General features: G+C 60.5%; 10 protein-coding genes and 1 pseudogene. 7 read left to right on the top strand and 4 right to left on the bottom strand.

The window, feature by feature from the left end:
* Positions 1-381 precede the first annotated feature (381 nt).
* Complete coding sequence (locus tag J7024_RS33595) at positions 382-555, top strand: hypothetical protein (RefSeq protein ID WP_234745863.1); 174 nt, start codon at positions 382-384, stop codon at positions 553-555.
* Between the two features lie 100 nt (positions 556-655).
* Here J7024_RS33595 and J7024_RS33590 read toward each other — a convergent pair whose 3' ends face one another.
* A complete protein-coding gene (locus J7024_RS33590) occupies positions 656-2,659 on the bottom strand; it encodes a UvrD-helicase domain-containing protein (RefSeq protein WP_234745862.1) in 2,004 nt (667 codons plus the stop codon).
* Between the two features lie 3 nt (positions 2,660-2,662).
* The gene (locus J7024_RS37410) at positions 2,663-4,720 is read right to left on the bottom strand and encodes an ATP-dependent nuclease (RefSeq protein WP_234745861.1); all 2,058 of its coding nucleotides are present in this window, start codon (positions 4,718-4,720) and stop codon (positions 2,663-2,665) included.
* Between the two features lie 353 nt (positions 4,721-5,073).
* Between J7024_RS37410 and J7024_RS33580 the strand changes: the two genes are divergently transcribed.
* The 3 genes and pseudogenes from J7024_RS33580 to J7024_RS33565 all read left to right on the top strand — a co-directional run bounded on the left by J7024_RS33580 (position 5,074) and on the right by J7024_RS33565 (position 6,787).
* Positions 5,074-5,484 carry a hypothetical protein gene (locus J7024_RS33580; RefSeq protein WP_234745860.1) on the top strand — a complete coding sequence of 137 codons (411 nt, stop codon included), beginning with the start codon at positions 5,074-5,076 and terminating at the stop codon, positions 5,482-5,484.
* 342 nt (positions 5,485-5,826) lie between these two features.
* Positions 5,827-5,967, top strand: a pseudogene (locus J7024_RS33570) (IS3 family transposase); the annotation flags it as partial.
* Positions 5,968-6,496: 529 nt separating this feature from the next.
* Complete coding sequence (locus J7024_RS33565; protein ID WP_234745859.1) at positions 6,497-6,787, top strand: DUF4148 domain-containing protein; 291 nt, start codon at positions 6,497-6,499, stop codon at positions 6,785-6,787.
* A gap of 61 nt (positions 6,788-6,848) precedes the next feature.
* Here J7024_RS33565 and J7024_RS33560 read toward each other — a convergent pair whose 3' ends face one another.
* Positions 6,849-8,021, bottom strand: a complete 1,173-nt coding sequence (locus J7024_RS33560) for a porin (RefSeq protein ID WP_234745858.1) — start codon at positions 8,019-8,021, stop codon at positions 6,849-6,851.
* 74 nt (positions 8,022-8,095) lie between these two features.
* Entirely contained in the window at positions 8,096-9,445 is a 1,350-nt protein-coding gene (locus J7024_RS33555) for an MFS transporter (protein WP_234745857.1), read from the bottom strand.
* 705 nt (positions 9,446-10,150) lie between these two features.
* Between J7024_RS33555 and J7024_RS33550 the strand changes: the two genes are divergently transcribed.
* The 3 genes from J7024_RS33550 to J7024_RS33540 all read left to right on the top strand — a co-directional run.
* Positions 10,151-11,128 (top strand): AraC family transcriptional regulator, encoded by a 978-nt coding sequence (locus J7024_RS33550; RefSeq protein WP_327796276.1) that lies wholly within the window; start codon positions 10,151-10,153, stop codon positions 11,126-11,128.
* A 214-nt stretch (positions 11,129-11,342) separates the two neighbouring features.
* Positions 11,343-14,057, top strand: coding sequence for an alpha-ketoglutarate dehydrogenase (gene mdeB / locus J7024_RS33545; RefSeq protein WP_234745855.1), 2,715 nt, complete (start codon positions 11,343-11,345; stop codon positions 14,055-14,057).
* Positions 14,058-14,219: 162 nt separating this feature from the next.
* Positions 14,220-15,007, top strand: a 788-nt coding sequence (locus J7024_RS33540) for a biotin/lipoyl-containing protein (RefSeq protein WP_234745854.1), incomplete at its 3' end; no start/stop codon positions are given.

The raw sequence follows: 15,007 nt of genomic DNA, 5'->3' as shown, positions 1-15,007 counted from the left end.
CAGGGGGCAGGTCAGGGCAGCTCGGGCATTCGACTTGTCGAGCCTACTGTCTGCCGATCGAGATCAACGCAGCATCAGGGAGTCCTCCGGTCGGGCTGGCGAACTCGGGCGCGGTGGCGACACGACCGTGCCTCGCACACCAATGCATGAATGCGAGCATGCGGTCGGCCTCTGTGGCACCGTCGCACAGGGGGCGCAACTGTCCCCATGGAATCTCCTTGGCAACCCCAGGCGACACGGTTGCATCGAGAAGTTCCTGAAGTAGTGGATCCATGTTTGGCTCCGTTCGTTGTCCCCGAGCAATCATAAGAAAAACGCGCGTGAACCGCTAGAGGAGATGGAGATCGTTTCGGCGCCTGTCCGAAGACTGCCCATTCCAGCATGGCGGAACACGCGGTGCGCGGCTGGATGCCCGACGGCCAGCTCGGCGATCATGTGCAATTTGCTGCGCAGTCGCTGATCCGCACGGCGAGCGGCCCACTGCTCGATGTGGCGTTCCCCACGCCCAAGTTCCCGCTCCCATTCATCGAACATCCGCCAGCGGCCGGCGGTTAAGCCATCTCGAGATCACGCAACAGTTGCAGACGGCGTGTTCAGTTTTGTGAAGAAAACGGCTTCCTTTTTCTGACCCTTGATCAGCGTCATAGCTGTACGCCTAGACTTGTACCTGCGCATCTGCGCAGCAATCAATGACAGTCCAACCCCGACCCATCAGGATGTCGAGTTCCCCATTCCCAAACGCATCTTTCCGCATCGCCAAGCACAGCAGATGGGTCGGGCGAGTCATGGCGACGTAATGGAGCCTGAGCCGCCCAAGCATTCGCGTGCCTTCAGGGACCTGCCGGCCCCTGGCATTTGTCGAAAAGCCGCCCGACTTCGTGCCTAGCAACCATGGCTTGAGTTCGCTTAGATGATGCGCGTGGTAGAAACTGTCGAGGACGAGCGTCGCCGTGTGCGTCTCGCCCTTCACAGCATGAATCGAGCTCAGCCGAATGTGTACCCGTGGTGCGTCGGGCGGATAAGCAAACAAATTATCGGGGCGCGCGGCGATTGCGGCTTCGGCCTCATCTACGGCCTGAGCCTGCGGCGGTGCTAAGAAGGCGGCAACATCCTCGCCAAGCAACTCTGCGCCGCTCAGTTGCCGGATCACCGCCTCGATATGGGCTTGTGCTGCCGCTGCATAGAGCGCAGGGGTGATATCGCCTTGGTGCGTCAGGATGATCTCTTGTAATGCGAGATATTCGCCTCTTGCATTGCTGTCGCCAAGCATCTCGACCACCCGGCGATGAGGCGATTTCCGTGCGCTCGCCCCAGATGGGGCGCCGGCAAGCTCGCTTGCAGTGAGGAGCGCCGCCGCCACGGCGTTGATAAGTTTGTCCGTGTTTCCGCTGCCAGCCATCTCAAAACGAGCGCGCGCAAGGTATTGTGCGAAGCTGCTCGGCGTGGATTCCTTCCGAACGCATCCCGGGTCGTAACTCGGCGCATAGTGTCCCATCGCTCGCGGGATGCGATCGTCGTCTCCGGGTTCGTGAACCCCGGCCACCGCAGTGAACACTCCATTTTTCAGCGCAGTTGCGTCGAAGCTATCCAGCAGATGCTGGCCATAGCGCTCCAGCACTCTCTGGACTGACCCGTCATCGAAAAGAAAGATTACCGACGCCTTAGGATCGGCGCTGAGGTGATCCGGTGGACCTGCGCCGATTAGCGCATGCGGCGTGACCCCCAGTCCCTTTACTTGATCTGCAAGATTCTGACCAAAACGGTAGCTGCGTGGCATCGGATGTACAATGGCGCCTGGAAACTGGTCCGTCGTGGCGCCGCACTGGCCGGCGCTTCCGTAGATGGCTTGGTTGGAGTCGCCGAAACGTTGACGGCGCGACGGCGCGTCGCCACTGCAAAAGATGCGGTGCAGCAGCGCCGATTGTGCCTCACTGTTGTCCTGCGCCTCGTCGATGAATACCAGCGGAAAGCGCCGACGTAGCATTGGAATCGTCTCAGGATGCCGGTCAAGCAATTCGCAGGCCCATACGAACATTTCGTCGAAGCAGAAATATCCCAGTTCGCTCGACCGGCGACGCGCATCGATGATCGCTTGATATGTAGGCGTCTGCGGTCCGAAACGGCCTGTCTTTCCCCCGCCATAGTCAGTCTGGTCGTAAATCAGGCAGGTCTCGCCCAGATTTGCCTGCTGCAAAGCCCAACGCCGATTCGCGGGTAACAGGCTCCACCGCTTCGCGACCGCAATCCTTGTATCGATGCAGCGCACTTCGATTCCTTTCGACCGGAGCCAAGGCAGCGCAAGATACTCGTTCACAAACGCGTGGATCGTGCCGACGAAGTGCGGATAGCGTGTCAAAGAGACGCCCGCCGCGGAACTGCTGAGCTTCGCGCTGATCTCGTTGCGCGCCGCGTTAGTATGCGACAGCACGCAGATGCCCTGCTGACGGCTTGGCCAGCGCATCGCCAGCACTGCGAGTTTTGCGACCAGCAAAGTCGTCTTGCCACTTCCCGGGCATGCCTCGAAGTCGATTGTGTCGAGTCGCAGCATTGCTCGGAGTCGGCTGTCATCACCCTCGACAGCCGCAAATCCCGCCGGGCCAAGCCCCATCAATACTGCTGCCCAGGTAACGTCTTCCTCGCGGATTAAATCGTCGTACATCACTCAGGCCCCCGGTGCCGGCGCCATTACTGGCGCGCCCGGCTCTCCGGCCGCGCCGCCTGCGAGTGGCGGTGCGAACGGCCCGGTGACATGCTCGATAGCCGCAACGATGTAGGGCGGCAGCAATGCGCGCAAGCTATTGGCATTGAGGTTATTGTCCGCAACTTCCTTTTCCAACAGTTCGGCAAGATATTGCGCGCCGATCGCCTTTGAGGCTCCATCAGCCTCAAACAGCGCATAGACATGTGAAGCGAGCGTCGATGGATCATGGCCCGCGTCGATCAGCGCTTGATAGGCTGCATCAGCGGCGGCGAGGATGACGGCTTGCTCGGCAGTGCCGGCAGTGAGGCGGTCATTGGCTAGCGCCAGCGTCCCTGCGCGGTAGACGTGCTTGCTGAGACCACAGAATGCGAGATCAAATTCAAGCGTCCATTCGTCAGCGACGAACGTCTCCACCTTTTGGCCTGAGGCCTTCTCCCGGCGTTCGGCTCGCCGCTGTTCAAGCTGTTCGCCCGGAAAATCGTCCTTAATCCGCCATTGCCGCTTTGAGGGAGGTCTTAGAGGGATCGGTTGCCCGATCTCCAGCTTGCCGACAATCCAGGGTGCATTGTTGGGCATCACGTCCATGTCGGTGATGCAGGCGACGGGAATGTTAACGACCCCATCCTTCTCGACGTCTTCGCGCATGAATACGCGTGCATATCGGCCGAGCCCAACACCGCCGACATTAACCACCGAGACACCGTGATGGTGGAAATCGCGGTCAAGTAACCTCGCTATGACGGGCAGGAGGATGTTTTCCGCATCCCCCTCGACGATCATCACTGCGCGCGCGAAGAACAAGTTTGCCTTGGTCACGTCGAGGAAGCGCTCGAGAAATCGATAGTCTGATGCGCTGAGCTTGGTTTTTCCCTCACACAGAGGAAAAGCCCGTCCGCCTTCAATCAATACGAGCCTGTCGAGTTGTAGGTCCGAAGCGAGATTGGCACTGTGCGTTGTAACGATGATTTGGATGCGCTGTCCGTCGGCACGCGTCTTCTTTGCCTGTGTCTGCAGGAACGACATAAGTTGCAACTGCCGCTGCGGATGGAGATGTGCCTCGGGCTCTTCGATCAGCAGCAACGGGAATCCGTCGCTTTCAGTAGCGAGAAGCAGAAGCTCGCATGCCATGAACAGCAGGTTGTTTGAGCCGAGTCCGCGACTGTGCCCGCTTTCGGCGTCAGGCGACGCGGTCAGTACGAGCTCAAGCTTCTCAAGTAACTGCCGCAATCTGAGGCTGTCCTCCTGCGCGCCTGCTACGCCGATCCGTGCATTCAGCATATCGTTGGCGAACGAGAGGGGCTTCAGGTACTCATCATTGAGCCGCTTTCGAGCCTGCCTAATGCCTTCGCTCTCTCCAAGCAGATGAGTCGCATAGTCGCCGAGGCCCAAAACACTCAACGTCGTCGGGTCGGGTGGCGGATCGGCAAGCTTGTCGAAAGGGTTTCCTGTGTCGCGGATTTCAGTGGTGTGCTGGAGGATCTGGGATAGTCGCGATCCTCGCCCAGAGCTCATTGCCCGCTCGGCGTCGCGCAACGGCCGCAGATACGTCGCCGTCAGCAGCGATCGTGCCCCCAGATCGAGCAATGGGCCGTCTCCCTTGGCACCCGTGCGCCACTCAGGCGGAAGCACCCGGCGTGAGCTGCCTTCCTTGGTGTTGCGTTTCGCAACCCAGGTCACGATCAGCACGGTATTGGTTACCTCGGCTATCGTCTCATACGTGAGGAACTCGGCAAACGCGCCTCGATCAGCGGTGGTGAGGCCTCTGAAAGTCAGACGGATGATAATTTCGTCGGCACTCGGACCACCGGGGGCGGGCTGATGAAAATCAAGTGGATCCACCCGCAGCACGTCTTGGTCACGCGTGCCGACCACCAGACGTAGCGCGTCGATGACCGCTGTCTTGCCGGCATCGTTCTCGCCGACCAATGCGGTAAGTCCCGGGGACAGTGGTAGCACAAGCGCGTTGTTATTGGCACCAAACAGCCGGAAGTTCTCGATTCGAATTTCTGCGATATACACAGTGACGTCCCTGCCGCGTAGAGCCCTAACGATAGGCTAATCCAATGACACATCCGAGAGACTGAAAATTACCCGGAAATTCTAACCGATCATTGGGGGGCAATAGGCCGGAATAGAATTTCAGGTGTGTCTAGCAAACGGTAATCCTTCGCTTTTGACGCGAGTCGAAAGTCGCGTTTCTGTTGCGGCCATGAGCCCCTGTTTCGGCGCCGTGGCGGCCAGACCCATGTTAGAGCGCTCGTGATTGTATTGCCACATCCAGTCGGTTGCGACGTGTTCAACATGCACGGTCGTCCGATTCGTATTGCGACACTCATCCAACATGGTTGGAGAGTAGAGGGCGGGACGACGTTTTGGCCACACAAGCTGATTTCATAGACTCAGATGACCAGAGAAATCACGCGACTGAAGAGATCAGCTCGCTGCTGCTCGTGTCTGGTCCCGCAACCGCAGACGATGTGCAGGCGAATGCGTCTGGCAATGCGTTGCTTACTTTGTCCAAGCGCTTGCGCATCGTCGTCAAGCCGGATGGCACTGCCCGTGAGGCGGTCACCAAACCCGCGTCCGAATGGCTGCTTTGTATGGGTGCCGACCGGTTGACTCCGCCGTCGTTCACTGTCGATCGCATCGCTGCAAAACCGCCATTCACTGTCGCGTGCAGTTCCCGGCACCGGGATCAACGCGACCGCAAGATAGGGAACCTTATCACCATGTCACGATCGGCTGCTCCAATCGCACTGGACGGAGTTTCTTCGAGCGCTTGACCGGCCCCGATGGTCTGATCTCTTAGATTTTCCGGATGCTCAGGCGTCTCGTTCGCGAAGCATCCAACGCGTCAGTTCTCGAATCTGATCGGTCGTGACGCGCTCGTGCAGGATCAGTGTGCGTACGCTTTCACGCGGCTGCTTCCCAGGCTTTTTAACGGCTTCCACGATTAGCGTTGCAGCGGACGCCATTAGCACAAACTTCGAACTTCAACAGCCGTGAACACGGTTCGGAAGTATCTGGCGTCCGGACCGCCGCAACGCAAGGCACGTCAGCCGGTGCCGGGCAAACTTGCGCCGTTCGAGACGTATCTGCAGGGCCGAGTGGAAGCGGCGAAGCCCGACTGGATTCCGGCGACAGTGCTCAAGCGGGAGATCGAAGAACGCGGCTACATTCGCTGGTACAACGAAAAACGGGTCAAAGGCTCTCTTGGCTATCTCAGCCCCATCGAGTACCGTGAAAGCCTCGGGTTAACAACGTAAATCAGTCCAAGAAAATAGCCGCATCCCCGGTGGGTCAGTTCTGCGTGGACATCAACAGACTGCCGACGGGACACCGTGCATCAGAAAAACTCTGGCAGTTTTTGCGGATGCGTTGTCATCTTCCACAAATTCATACTGGCTGGATGTGGATAAAGTACGCATCACGGAGACGCTTCAAAGCACCGGAGTGCCAGATTCCCGTGCTTCGAGCCGGTAGTGAAAAAGCGTTGTGCGATGTAGATGGCCGCGATGCGTCATGAACCAATGATGCAGCGCTTCGAGCGCTGTTCAGCACCATTGACGGATCGCCGAGAGATCGACCATAAAGTCACGTCGGATTGGGGAGTCAATTATCATGAAACTTGTCATTTCGAAAGTCGCAAAGGCAATCGTGTCCGCGTGCGCCATTCAGAGGGCCGACGTCATGGTCTGCAATTCGGCGGGACAGCAGATCCCGTACGTCATGTTGTTCACCATGTATGGCTTCGTCTGAGCGCGGCGCCACGGCTTTACAAGGGAGGAGATTCTCATGCGCACGACAATTGCAGCGATACTCTGCTTCGTCACGTGCTTCCCGTTGGCCGCGAGCGCCGGTGTAGTCGACGCGGGCTGCGCCGCGGCAGTGGTCACGAGTGGAAAGACGCGCGCTGAAGTGCGGGCCGAACTCGTTCAGGCAGAACGCGACGGCTGGATTCCGACTCACTCGCCCAGGCAGCGGACCTATCCGCCCGATATGGCGCAGGCTCGCCGGAATCGGGATGTCCGCGATGCAGGCGCGGTGGCGACGCCATCCTTGCAGGTGTCGAACCAGCGGCCTTGAGCAATGACCCTGGCGTCTGCATGCCGCCGCATCGTCATGTGGACTCCAGGGCTAGCAAGGCTCAGAACTTATGTCGCATAGCGAGCCGATAAACCATCTGGTGGTTATTCGACGAATCTCCGGATCCGCCGATGTTGGCGACGGCTGGCGCGCCCGTCGACGATGTGCCCGAAGCGCGCTGCCAGCCGCCGGAGAAGTACACGTCGGTACGCTTCGACAGCAGATAGTCCAGCGTGAACGCCACCTGATTGTAGTGCTGGTTGCCGACGGCATTGCCTTGTGCCGTCGTGACGCTCCGCGCGTTCATATAGTCGTACGCGACGCCGACGAAAAAGACCGGCGTGACACGGTAGTTCAACCCGATGTCATAGTTGTTGAAGACGGCGGTACCGTTCATGAACCCCGCGCCGAGATTGGCGTATTGAACGTTCGAATACGACGCGCTGATCGTCGCGTTTCCGATCGTGTAGGCCGCCGCGATGACGGCGTCCTGATAGGCCTGCGCGACCTGATAAGCTGAGTTCAGGGACGAGGCCAGCAGATTGAAGCCGCTTGCATAGTTGGTGAACCATCCGTTGCCTGGTGTCGATGTCGGGTGTTTGAAGTAATCGAACGCCGCGCCGATCTGAAGCGGACCGTGTGTGTAACCGACTCCAAGTGAATAGCCCGACGTCGACGTGAAGTCGCCGGGTACGCCGCCGAGGCTATATTCGACGCCAAAGGAGAAGCCGCGGAAGTCCGGGCTCATGTAGCGCACCGAGTTGTTGAATCGCACGCTGTTGCTGGTGTTGTCGAAATCTCCCGGATGCGCGCTCGGCAGGTCGCCAACCGCCGCGGATCCGGCAAGAAACTCGGGAAAATACCACACCATGTCGTATTGACGGCCGGCGGTGAGAGAACCGTAAGTGTCGCTGCTCAGTCCGACGAAAGCCTGCCGGCCGAATGCCGTGCCGCCCTGGGCAAACTGTCCGTTGTTCACGTTGATGCCGGACTCGAGCGTAAAAATCGCCCTGAGACCACCACCCAGATCTTCCTTGCCGGTCAGCCCCCAGCGGCTGCCGTCGATGCCGTCCAGCGAGTCCATGTAGACGGCTTTGCCGCCGCCTACGTTGGTCTGGTAATGAATGCCGTTGTCGATCTCGCCATAGAGTGTGACGCTGCTCTGGCTATGCGCGACGGAACTGGCCAGCCCCACGAGCGAGCCGACAATGATTTCGATTTTTTTGGTTTTCATGAGATCTCCGCAATCAAAAGGCCATACAAAAGAACGGTTCACTTGACGTTCATCGATTCAGCGAGCGGTACCGGTCAGGCCAAAAAGGATTTCTTCAGGCCGTTCTTCGTCAGGCCATAGCAAGCGCCCATCAGCGCCACGCAAGCCGCTGCAATGAGGATTGGCGCTGCTGCCACGCGAAACATCGCGTCGACGCTCCAGTTGTTCGCGTAGAGGACGCCCGCGAGGTAAGTGCCGCCCGCGGCGCCGAGCCGACCGAATCCATAGGCCCATGCGACGCCCGGGGCACGCAATTCCGGGCTATAGAACAGCGTGCACAACGCGATCGCGCAGGTTTGTCCGCCGCTGATGCAAAAGCCGCAAAAGAAGATCGTCGTGAGTAAAGCGAGATGCGATGAGCCGATCGCGATGGAGATTGCGTACATCGACACGGCGCCGCCGACGTAGACCGCGGACAGAATTCTGTAAGGGCTCGTGCGATCCATGATGGGTCCCATCAGCAGACTGGCCACCATGCCGCCGATGATCACGGTGATGGTCGCCCAGACCACGAGCGCGGGTGGGAACGAGATGGACGCGAGAACGGTCGGCAGCCAGCTCTGCAGAAAATAGAACGCGGCCAGGTTGATGGCGAATACGGCCCACAGCAGGAATGTCCCCACGCGGAACTGCGCGGAGAACAATCCGAGCACACTTGCGTCTGCCGGCTTCTCTTCGTGAGTGACCAGTTCGATGTCCGCTTGCAGCGTGAAATCGGGAAAGAGGCGCTTGGTTGCACGAAGCAATTCACCGGGCTGCGCGTTTGCCGACAGGTAGGCCACGGATTCCGGCAGCAGCGGGACGAGCAACACCGTCAAGCCGAGTGCCGCGAGCCCGCCCAGCCACAGTGGGCCTTCCCAGCCGAACCGCGGGATCAACGCGCTACTGCAGATGCCCGCGAAGATGAACCCCAGCGCATATCCCATGTAGACGAGAATGACGAAAGTCGCGCGGGTTCTCTTCGGGCTGAATTCCGAAACGAGGCCCACCGCGCAAGGCGTGGCCGCTCCGAGGCCGATGCCGGTGAGGAACCTCAAGGCAATCAGCTGCGGCACGCTGGTGGCAAAGACGGTCAGGACGGTGAACAGGCCGAAAGCAGCGGTTGCCACGAAAGCGATCTTCTTCGTGCCGAAGCGTCGGGTCGCGAACGGAATGCCGAAATTGCCGACCAGCAACCCGAAGAACACCGCTGAAAAAATCGCGCCGAATACGGCCTTGGGCAGTTGCCATTCTTTCGCGAGAACGGGCACGATGAAGCTGATGACCTGAGTGTCGAAACCGTCGAAAAGCATCAGCAGCGCGCAGAAGGCGACGATGAAATACTGCCTCCTGCCGATTCTGCGACTGTCGATGATGTCGTAGACGTTGATTTTTCGTATTTCCACATCGTTCTCCTCGCGTTAAAAGGAAAGGTTTTACTTCGGGTATTGCATTTTCTTGCTGGGTTAAAGGTGGTGGCGCGAATGGTCGAGCATTCGGTGAAATTAAAACGAGCTTGAAGAATCGACGATTAATGCGACGAATACGTGATTAATTTCAGAAGCTGATTGCTTATGCAAATGCGACGGCCCGGCGGATTCGACCGACAACGACCGTGGCGTGCCGTACCGTATGGGGCAAGCGCCATGCACAATGGTGCGGCGCCGTCGTCCGTTCGGTATTGGTGTGAAAAAACTGTCTCGCTTGATTTATTATTCCGTCGCTCCGTATTCGTTGCGTTTGAAGAAATCCGGGGCGCCTGGATCGTGAAGTCATCTTGATTGCACGGAGAAATATTGCCGCAGTCCAGGCAGTATTTATTATTCTTGTGTTGCCGCGGTGGCGCTCCGTTCGGCAGATTGTGCGGTCAGAGCGGTCGATCGAAGCGTAATTCGCGGTCGGTGGCTCGCTGAACTTCGCTGTGCCGTCCACGCTGATCTGCTCGGCGCCATCGTGGCTTTCGTCCGACTCGTGAAGCGTGCACGTGATGTGCCCCAGCCCACATACGAAGCACAATCGGGTCCGAACCGGACTGCATGGGCGTCGACACCGTCGAAACGCTCACCCGCGAGCCCGGACGTCAGGCGTCCGGGAAGGGGCGGTCTCGCACAATGAAGTCGTGGCGCCATTCCAGCTTGGCATGCGATGCGGCTATGCCTGCTTTTGCTTCGCATCATTCGCCACAATTTCAACATGTCGCTAAAATGCCCGATATGAACCGTTACGTTAGCCTTCCTCATTTTGCGGATCCGGACGCGATCGATCGGCCGGCGGTAGCGATGTGCATGCACGTCGACGAGCATGCTGCCGAAATTCCGGTTCACAAGCATCAGAAGGGGCAGCTGGTGCTGGCGTTGCACGGCGCCGTGACCTGCCGGGTCGCGGGCGCGTTCTGGATCGTCCCGCCGCAATGCGGCGTCTGGATTCCCGGCGAGATGCCGCACAGTAACCATGCGACACGCAATGCCCGGCTTTGCTATCTGTTCACCGAGCCCGGTGTCGTCGACTTGCCGACGGATTGCTGCACGCTCTCCATTTCGCCGATGCTGCGCGAAATGATTCTGCATCTGGCCGGTGCGCCGCTCGACTACGAGCAGGGCGGCCATACCGACCGGCTTGCGCGCGTGCTGTTGCATGAGCTGACGTTGATGCCGGTCGAGCGCCTCTATCTGCCGGTTACGGATCATCCGCGCATCCGGCAGATGGCGGACGCGTTGAACGCCAATCCCGGCGATCGCAGCACCGTCGCGCAATGGGCCAAGCGTCTCGCCATGAGCGAGCGTTCGCTGGCAAGACTCGTCGTCAGTGAAACGGGACTGACCTTTGGCCGCTGGCGGCAGCAGTTGCAACTGCTCGTTGCGGTGCGCGAGCTTGCCGGCGGCGCTTCCGTGCAACGCGTGTCGGACGAACTCGGCTACGAGTCGGTAACCGCCTTCATCACCATGTTCAAGAAAGCGCTCGGGCATTCGCCAGGCCGCTATTTCGCAGCGCTGGCTCGCACGCAATCGGAGGCCGGGCTCGCGCCGGCGGCTGCGACCGAGATGGACGACCGAGCGGATGGCGCAGCGGACGTTGTGGCCAATGCATGAAGCCGCGCCTTCCCCCATTTCCCGCCCGTGACTCCGGGTTCTCCACGCGAGACCGCGCGCATCAAATAGAAATGCTGTAGATCGCGCATTCCGCAGAAGACGCTGCAGCCGACACCGCTTTGGCGGCCTTCAATACGACCACACATTCTGCGGCATCCCCCGTAATCTTTGCGCACTCGCCACTGAATTCGCATTGCTTTTACGGAGTTGCAAGATGACCGACTTATCGACGGGGACACCCTCGATCCTTTCCCTGGGCCAGATGAAAGTCGACGACGACCCACTCGAAACCGCCGAATGGCTCGACGCGCTCGATGGCGTGGTTCGGCATGCAGGCGCCGAACGGGCTCAGTACCTGTTCGATCGGCTCGCGGCCCACGCTTCGTCCAGCGGTATCGCAACGGCGCGCCTCAATATCACGCCCTACGCGAATACGATCGCCGTCGATCAGCAGCCGCCGTATCCGGGAGACTTCGATATCGAAGAAAAGCTTGCCGCCGCGCTGCGCTGGAATGCGCTGGCCATGGTCGTGCGGGCCAATCGCGCCTACGGTGAACTCGGCGGGCATATTGCCAGCTATGCGTCGGCGGCCGACCTGTTCGAAGTGGGCTTCAACCATTTCTTTCGCGGCGCGAACGATGCCAACGGTGGCGATCTCGTCTATTTTCAACCCCATTCCGCGCCGGGCGTTTACGCGCGGGCTTACCTCGAAGGTTTTCTCGACGAAGCGCATCTCGAGCATTACCGACAGGAAATCACCGGTGCGGGCCTGTGTTCCTACCCGCATCCGTGGCTGATGCCGGACTTCTGGCAGTTCCCGACCGGCTCGATGGGCATTGGGCCGATCAACTCGATCTACCAGGCGCGTTTCATGCGCTATCTGCAGAACCGCGGACTGCAACGCACGGAAGGCCGCAAGGTGTGGGGCTATTTCGGCGATGGCGAAATGGACGAACCCGAGGCGATCGGCGCACTTTCGCTGGCCGCGCGCGAGCGGCTCGACAATCTCGTGTTCGTGATCAACTGCAATTTGCAGCGGCTCGACGGACCGGTGCGCAGCAATGGCCGCATCATCGACGAACTCGAGGCGCAGTTCACGGGGGCGGGCTGGAACGTCATCAAGGTGTTGTGGGGTTCGGACTGGGACCCCCTGTTCGCACGCGATCGCAGTGGGGCGCTGTTGCGCGCGTTCGCGCACACCGTGGACGGTCAGTTCCAGACTTTTTCCGCCAACGACGGCGCCTACAATCGTGACCGCTTTTTCGGCCAGAACGCCGAACTGGCCGCGCTCGCCGCGCATCTGAGCAACGACGATATCGACCGCCTGCGGCGCGGCGGCCACGATGTGCGCAAATTGCACGCTGCCTACGAAAAGGCGTCGAAACACAGCGGGCAACCTACGGTGATTCTCGCGAAGACGATGAAGGGCTTCGGCATGGGCTCGATCGGCCAGGGGCGCATGACGACACATCAGCAAAAGAAGCTCGACATCGAACAGTTGAAGGCGTTTCGCGACCGCTTTCGCCTGCCGCTCTCCGACGACGATGTCGAACGACTCAAGTTCTACAAGCCGGACGAAAGCAGTGCCGTCATGCAGTATCTGCATGCGCGCCGTGCGGCGCTCGGCGGCTACCTTCCCCGCAGGCGCACAGCGGCGTCGCACGCGCCGGCCGTGCCCGCGATGTCGTCGTGGGGACGATTCGCGCTCGATACCAACGACAAGGAAATGTCGACCACGATGGCGTTCGTGCGCATGCTTGGCAACCTGTTGAAGGACGCCGAGCTGGGGCCGCGTGTGGTGCCCGTCGTCGCCGACGAGGCGCGCACCTTCGGCATGGCGAATCTGTTCCGGCAAATCGGCATCTATTCTCCGCTCGGTCAACTGTACGAGCCCGAAGACATGGGCTCGATGCTCTATTACCGTGAGGATACGGGCGGCCAGATTCTGGAAGAGGGCATCTCCGAGGCGGGCGCGGTGTCGTCGTGGATTGCCGCGGCGACGTCATACAGCGTGCACGATCTGACGATGCTGCCGTTCTATATCTACTACTCGATGTTCGGTTTCCAGCGTATCGGCGACCTGATCTGGGCGGCTGCCGACCAGCGCGCGCGCGGTTTCCTGATCGGCGCGACGGCCGGCAAGACGACGCTCGGCGGTGAAGGTCTGCAGCATCAAGACGGCACGAGCCACCTTGCGGCCTCGACGATACCGAACTGCCGCGCGTACGATCCGGCCTTCGCGTACGAAGTGGCGATGATCGTCGACGAAGGCATGCAGGAGATGATCGCGCGTCAGCGCGACGTCTTTTACTACATGACGGTCACCAACGAAAACTACGCACAACGTTCGTTGACTGAAGCGGATCTCGATCGGGTCCGTAGCGGCGTGCTCAAGGGGATGTACGTGCTGGAGCCCGCGCAGGTCGAGATCGCCCAGGTGCAGTTGCTCGGCTCGGGCGCGATTCTCGGTGAAGTCCAGGCCGCGGCACGGATGTTGAAGGACGACTGGAATGTCGACGCGGCCGTCTGGAGCGTGACGAGCTTTACCGAATTGCATCGCGACGGTGTGTCCGCGGAGCGTGCGCAGCGGCTACTGGATCACGGCGAGCCTGCGGTGCCCTACGTGACGGCGGCCCTGGGCGCCGCGCGTGGACCGGTGATCGCCGCGACCGACTATGTGCGCGCCGTGCCCGAGCTGATCCGCGCGTACGTACCGTCCCGCTACGTCGTGCTCGGCACCGACGGCTTCGGGCGCAGCGATACACGTGCGGCGTTGCGTGCGTTCTTCGAAGTGGACCGTGCGTCGATCGTGATCGCCGCGCTGAAAGCACTCGTCGACGAGGGCCGGCAGGACCCTGACGTCGTGCGTCAGGCGATCGACCGATACGGGCGAATCGGAAGCGGGCTGACCGAACCCTGGCTGGTCTAGAACCCGTTGACCGGTGAGCGTCATGCGAGCGGCGCGCGAAGCGGCTGCTCGAAGACCTTGCGCGTCCATCGGTCCATCGCGGGAAATCCGATCGAATCAAGTGCGTCCGACCTGATGAAGAGGGGGCGTTGACTGTTGAAATGCTTGCTGTTGGAGACGAATGTGCGGGTGACACGAATAGAAGTGCCGGATATCGGCGATTACAAGAACATCCCCGTGATCGAAGTTCTGGTGGGAGTCGGACAACGCGTCGAACGGGAGCAGTCGCTCGTCGTGCTCGAGTCGGACAAGGCGACGATGGATGTGCCCAGTCCCACCGCTGGCGTGATCAAGGAGATGAAGGTCGCGGTCGGCGAGACGGTGTCGCAAGGCACGTTGATCGCGCTGCTCGACAGCGACGGCGAGCAGCAGGACGACGCGGCGCCTGTGCCTGCGGCCGCCTCGGCTGCGCGCGATCTCGCGTGTCCGTCGGCGAATGTCGCGACAGGGCTAGTGCCTGCGCCGGCGCCCGAACTGAAATCCGCATCCGCGCCATTGCATCGCGCCCCGGCGCGTGAAGGCGAGCCGTCTCGCGCCAGCCACGCGTCGCCGTCGGTGCGCAAGTTCGCGCGCGAGCTCGGCGTCGACGTCGCGCGCGTGCTGGGCAGCGGGCCGACGGGCCGCATCACCAAGGACGACATCACGGGCTTCGTGAAGGGCGTGATGACGGGCCAGCGCGCAGCGCCGGGCGCAGCAACTGCGCCGGCAGGCGGCGGTGAGCTGAACCTGCTGCCGTGGCCGAAGGTCGACTTCTCGAAGTTCGGCCCGTTCGAGGCGAAGCCGCTGTCGCGCATCAAGAAGATCTCGGGCGCGAACCTGCATCGCAACTGGGTGATGATCCCGCACGTCACGAACAACGACGAAGCGGACATCACCGAGCTCGAAGCACTGCGCGTGCAGCTGAACAAGGA

Source organism: Burkholderia sp. WTPI3 (genome assembly GCF_021483755.1).
Taxonomy (GTDB): domain Bacteria; phylum Pseudomonadota; class Gammaproteobacteria; order Burkholderiales; family Burkholderiaceae; genus Burkholderia.
This window is presented reverse-complemented; position numbering and strand designations above follow the sequence as displayed.

Excerpts from the sequence above, each read along its gene's own strand:
- J7024_RS33565 (WP_234745859.1), top strand. The coding sequence starts at position 6,497 with ATGCGCACGACAATTGCAGCGATACTCTGCTTCGTCACGTGCTTCCCG.
- J7024_RS33560 (WP_234745858.1), bottom strand. The coding sequence starts at position 8,021 with ATGAAAACCAAAAAAATCGAAATCATTGTCGGCTCGCTCGTGGGGCTG.
- mdeB (WP_234745855.1), top strand. The coding sequence starts at position 11,343 with ATGACCGACTTATCGACGGGGACACCCTCGATCCTTTCCCTGGGCCAG.
- J7024_RS33595 (WP_234745863.1), top strand. The coding sequence starts at position 382 with ATGGCGGAACACGCGGTGCGCGGCTGGATGCCCGACGGCCAGCTCGGC.
- J7024_RS33550 (WP_327796276.1), top strand. The coding sequence starts at position 10,151 with ATGAAGTCGTGGCGCCATTCCAGCTTGGCATGCGATGCGGCTATGCCT.
- J7024_RS33590 (WP_234745862.1), bottom strand. The coding sequence starts at position 2,659 with ATGTACGACGATTTAATCCGCGAGGAAGACGTTACCTGGGCAGCAGTA.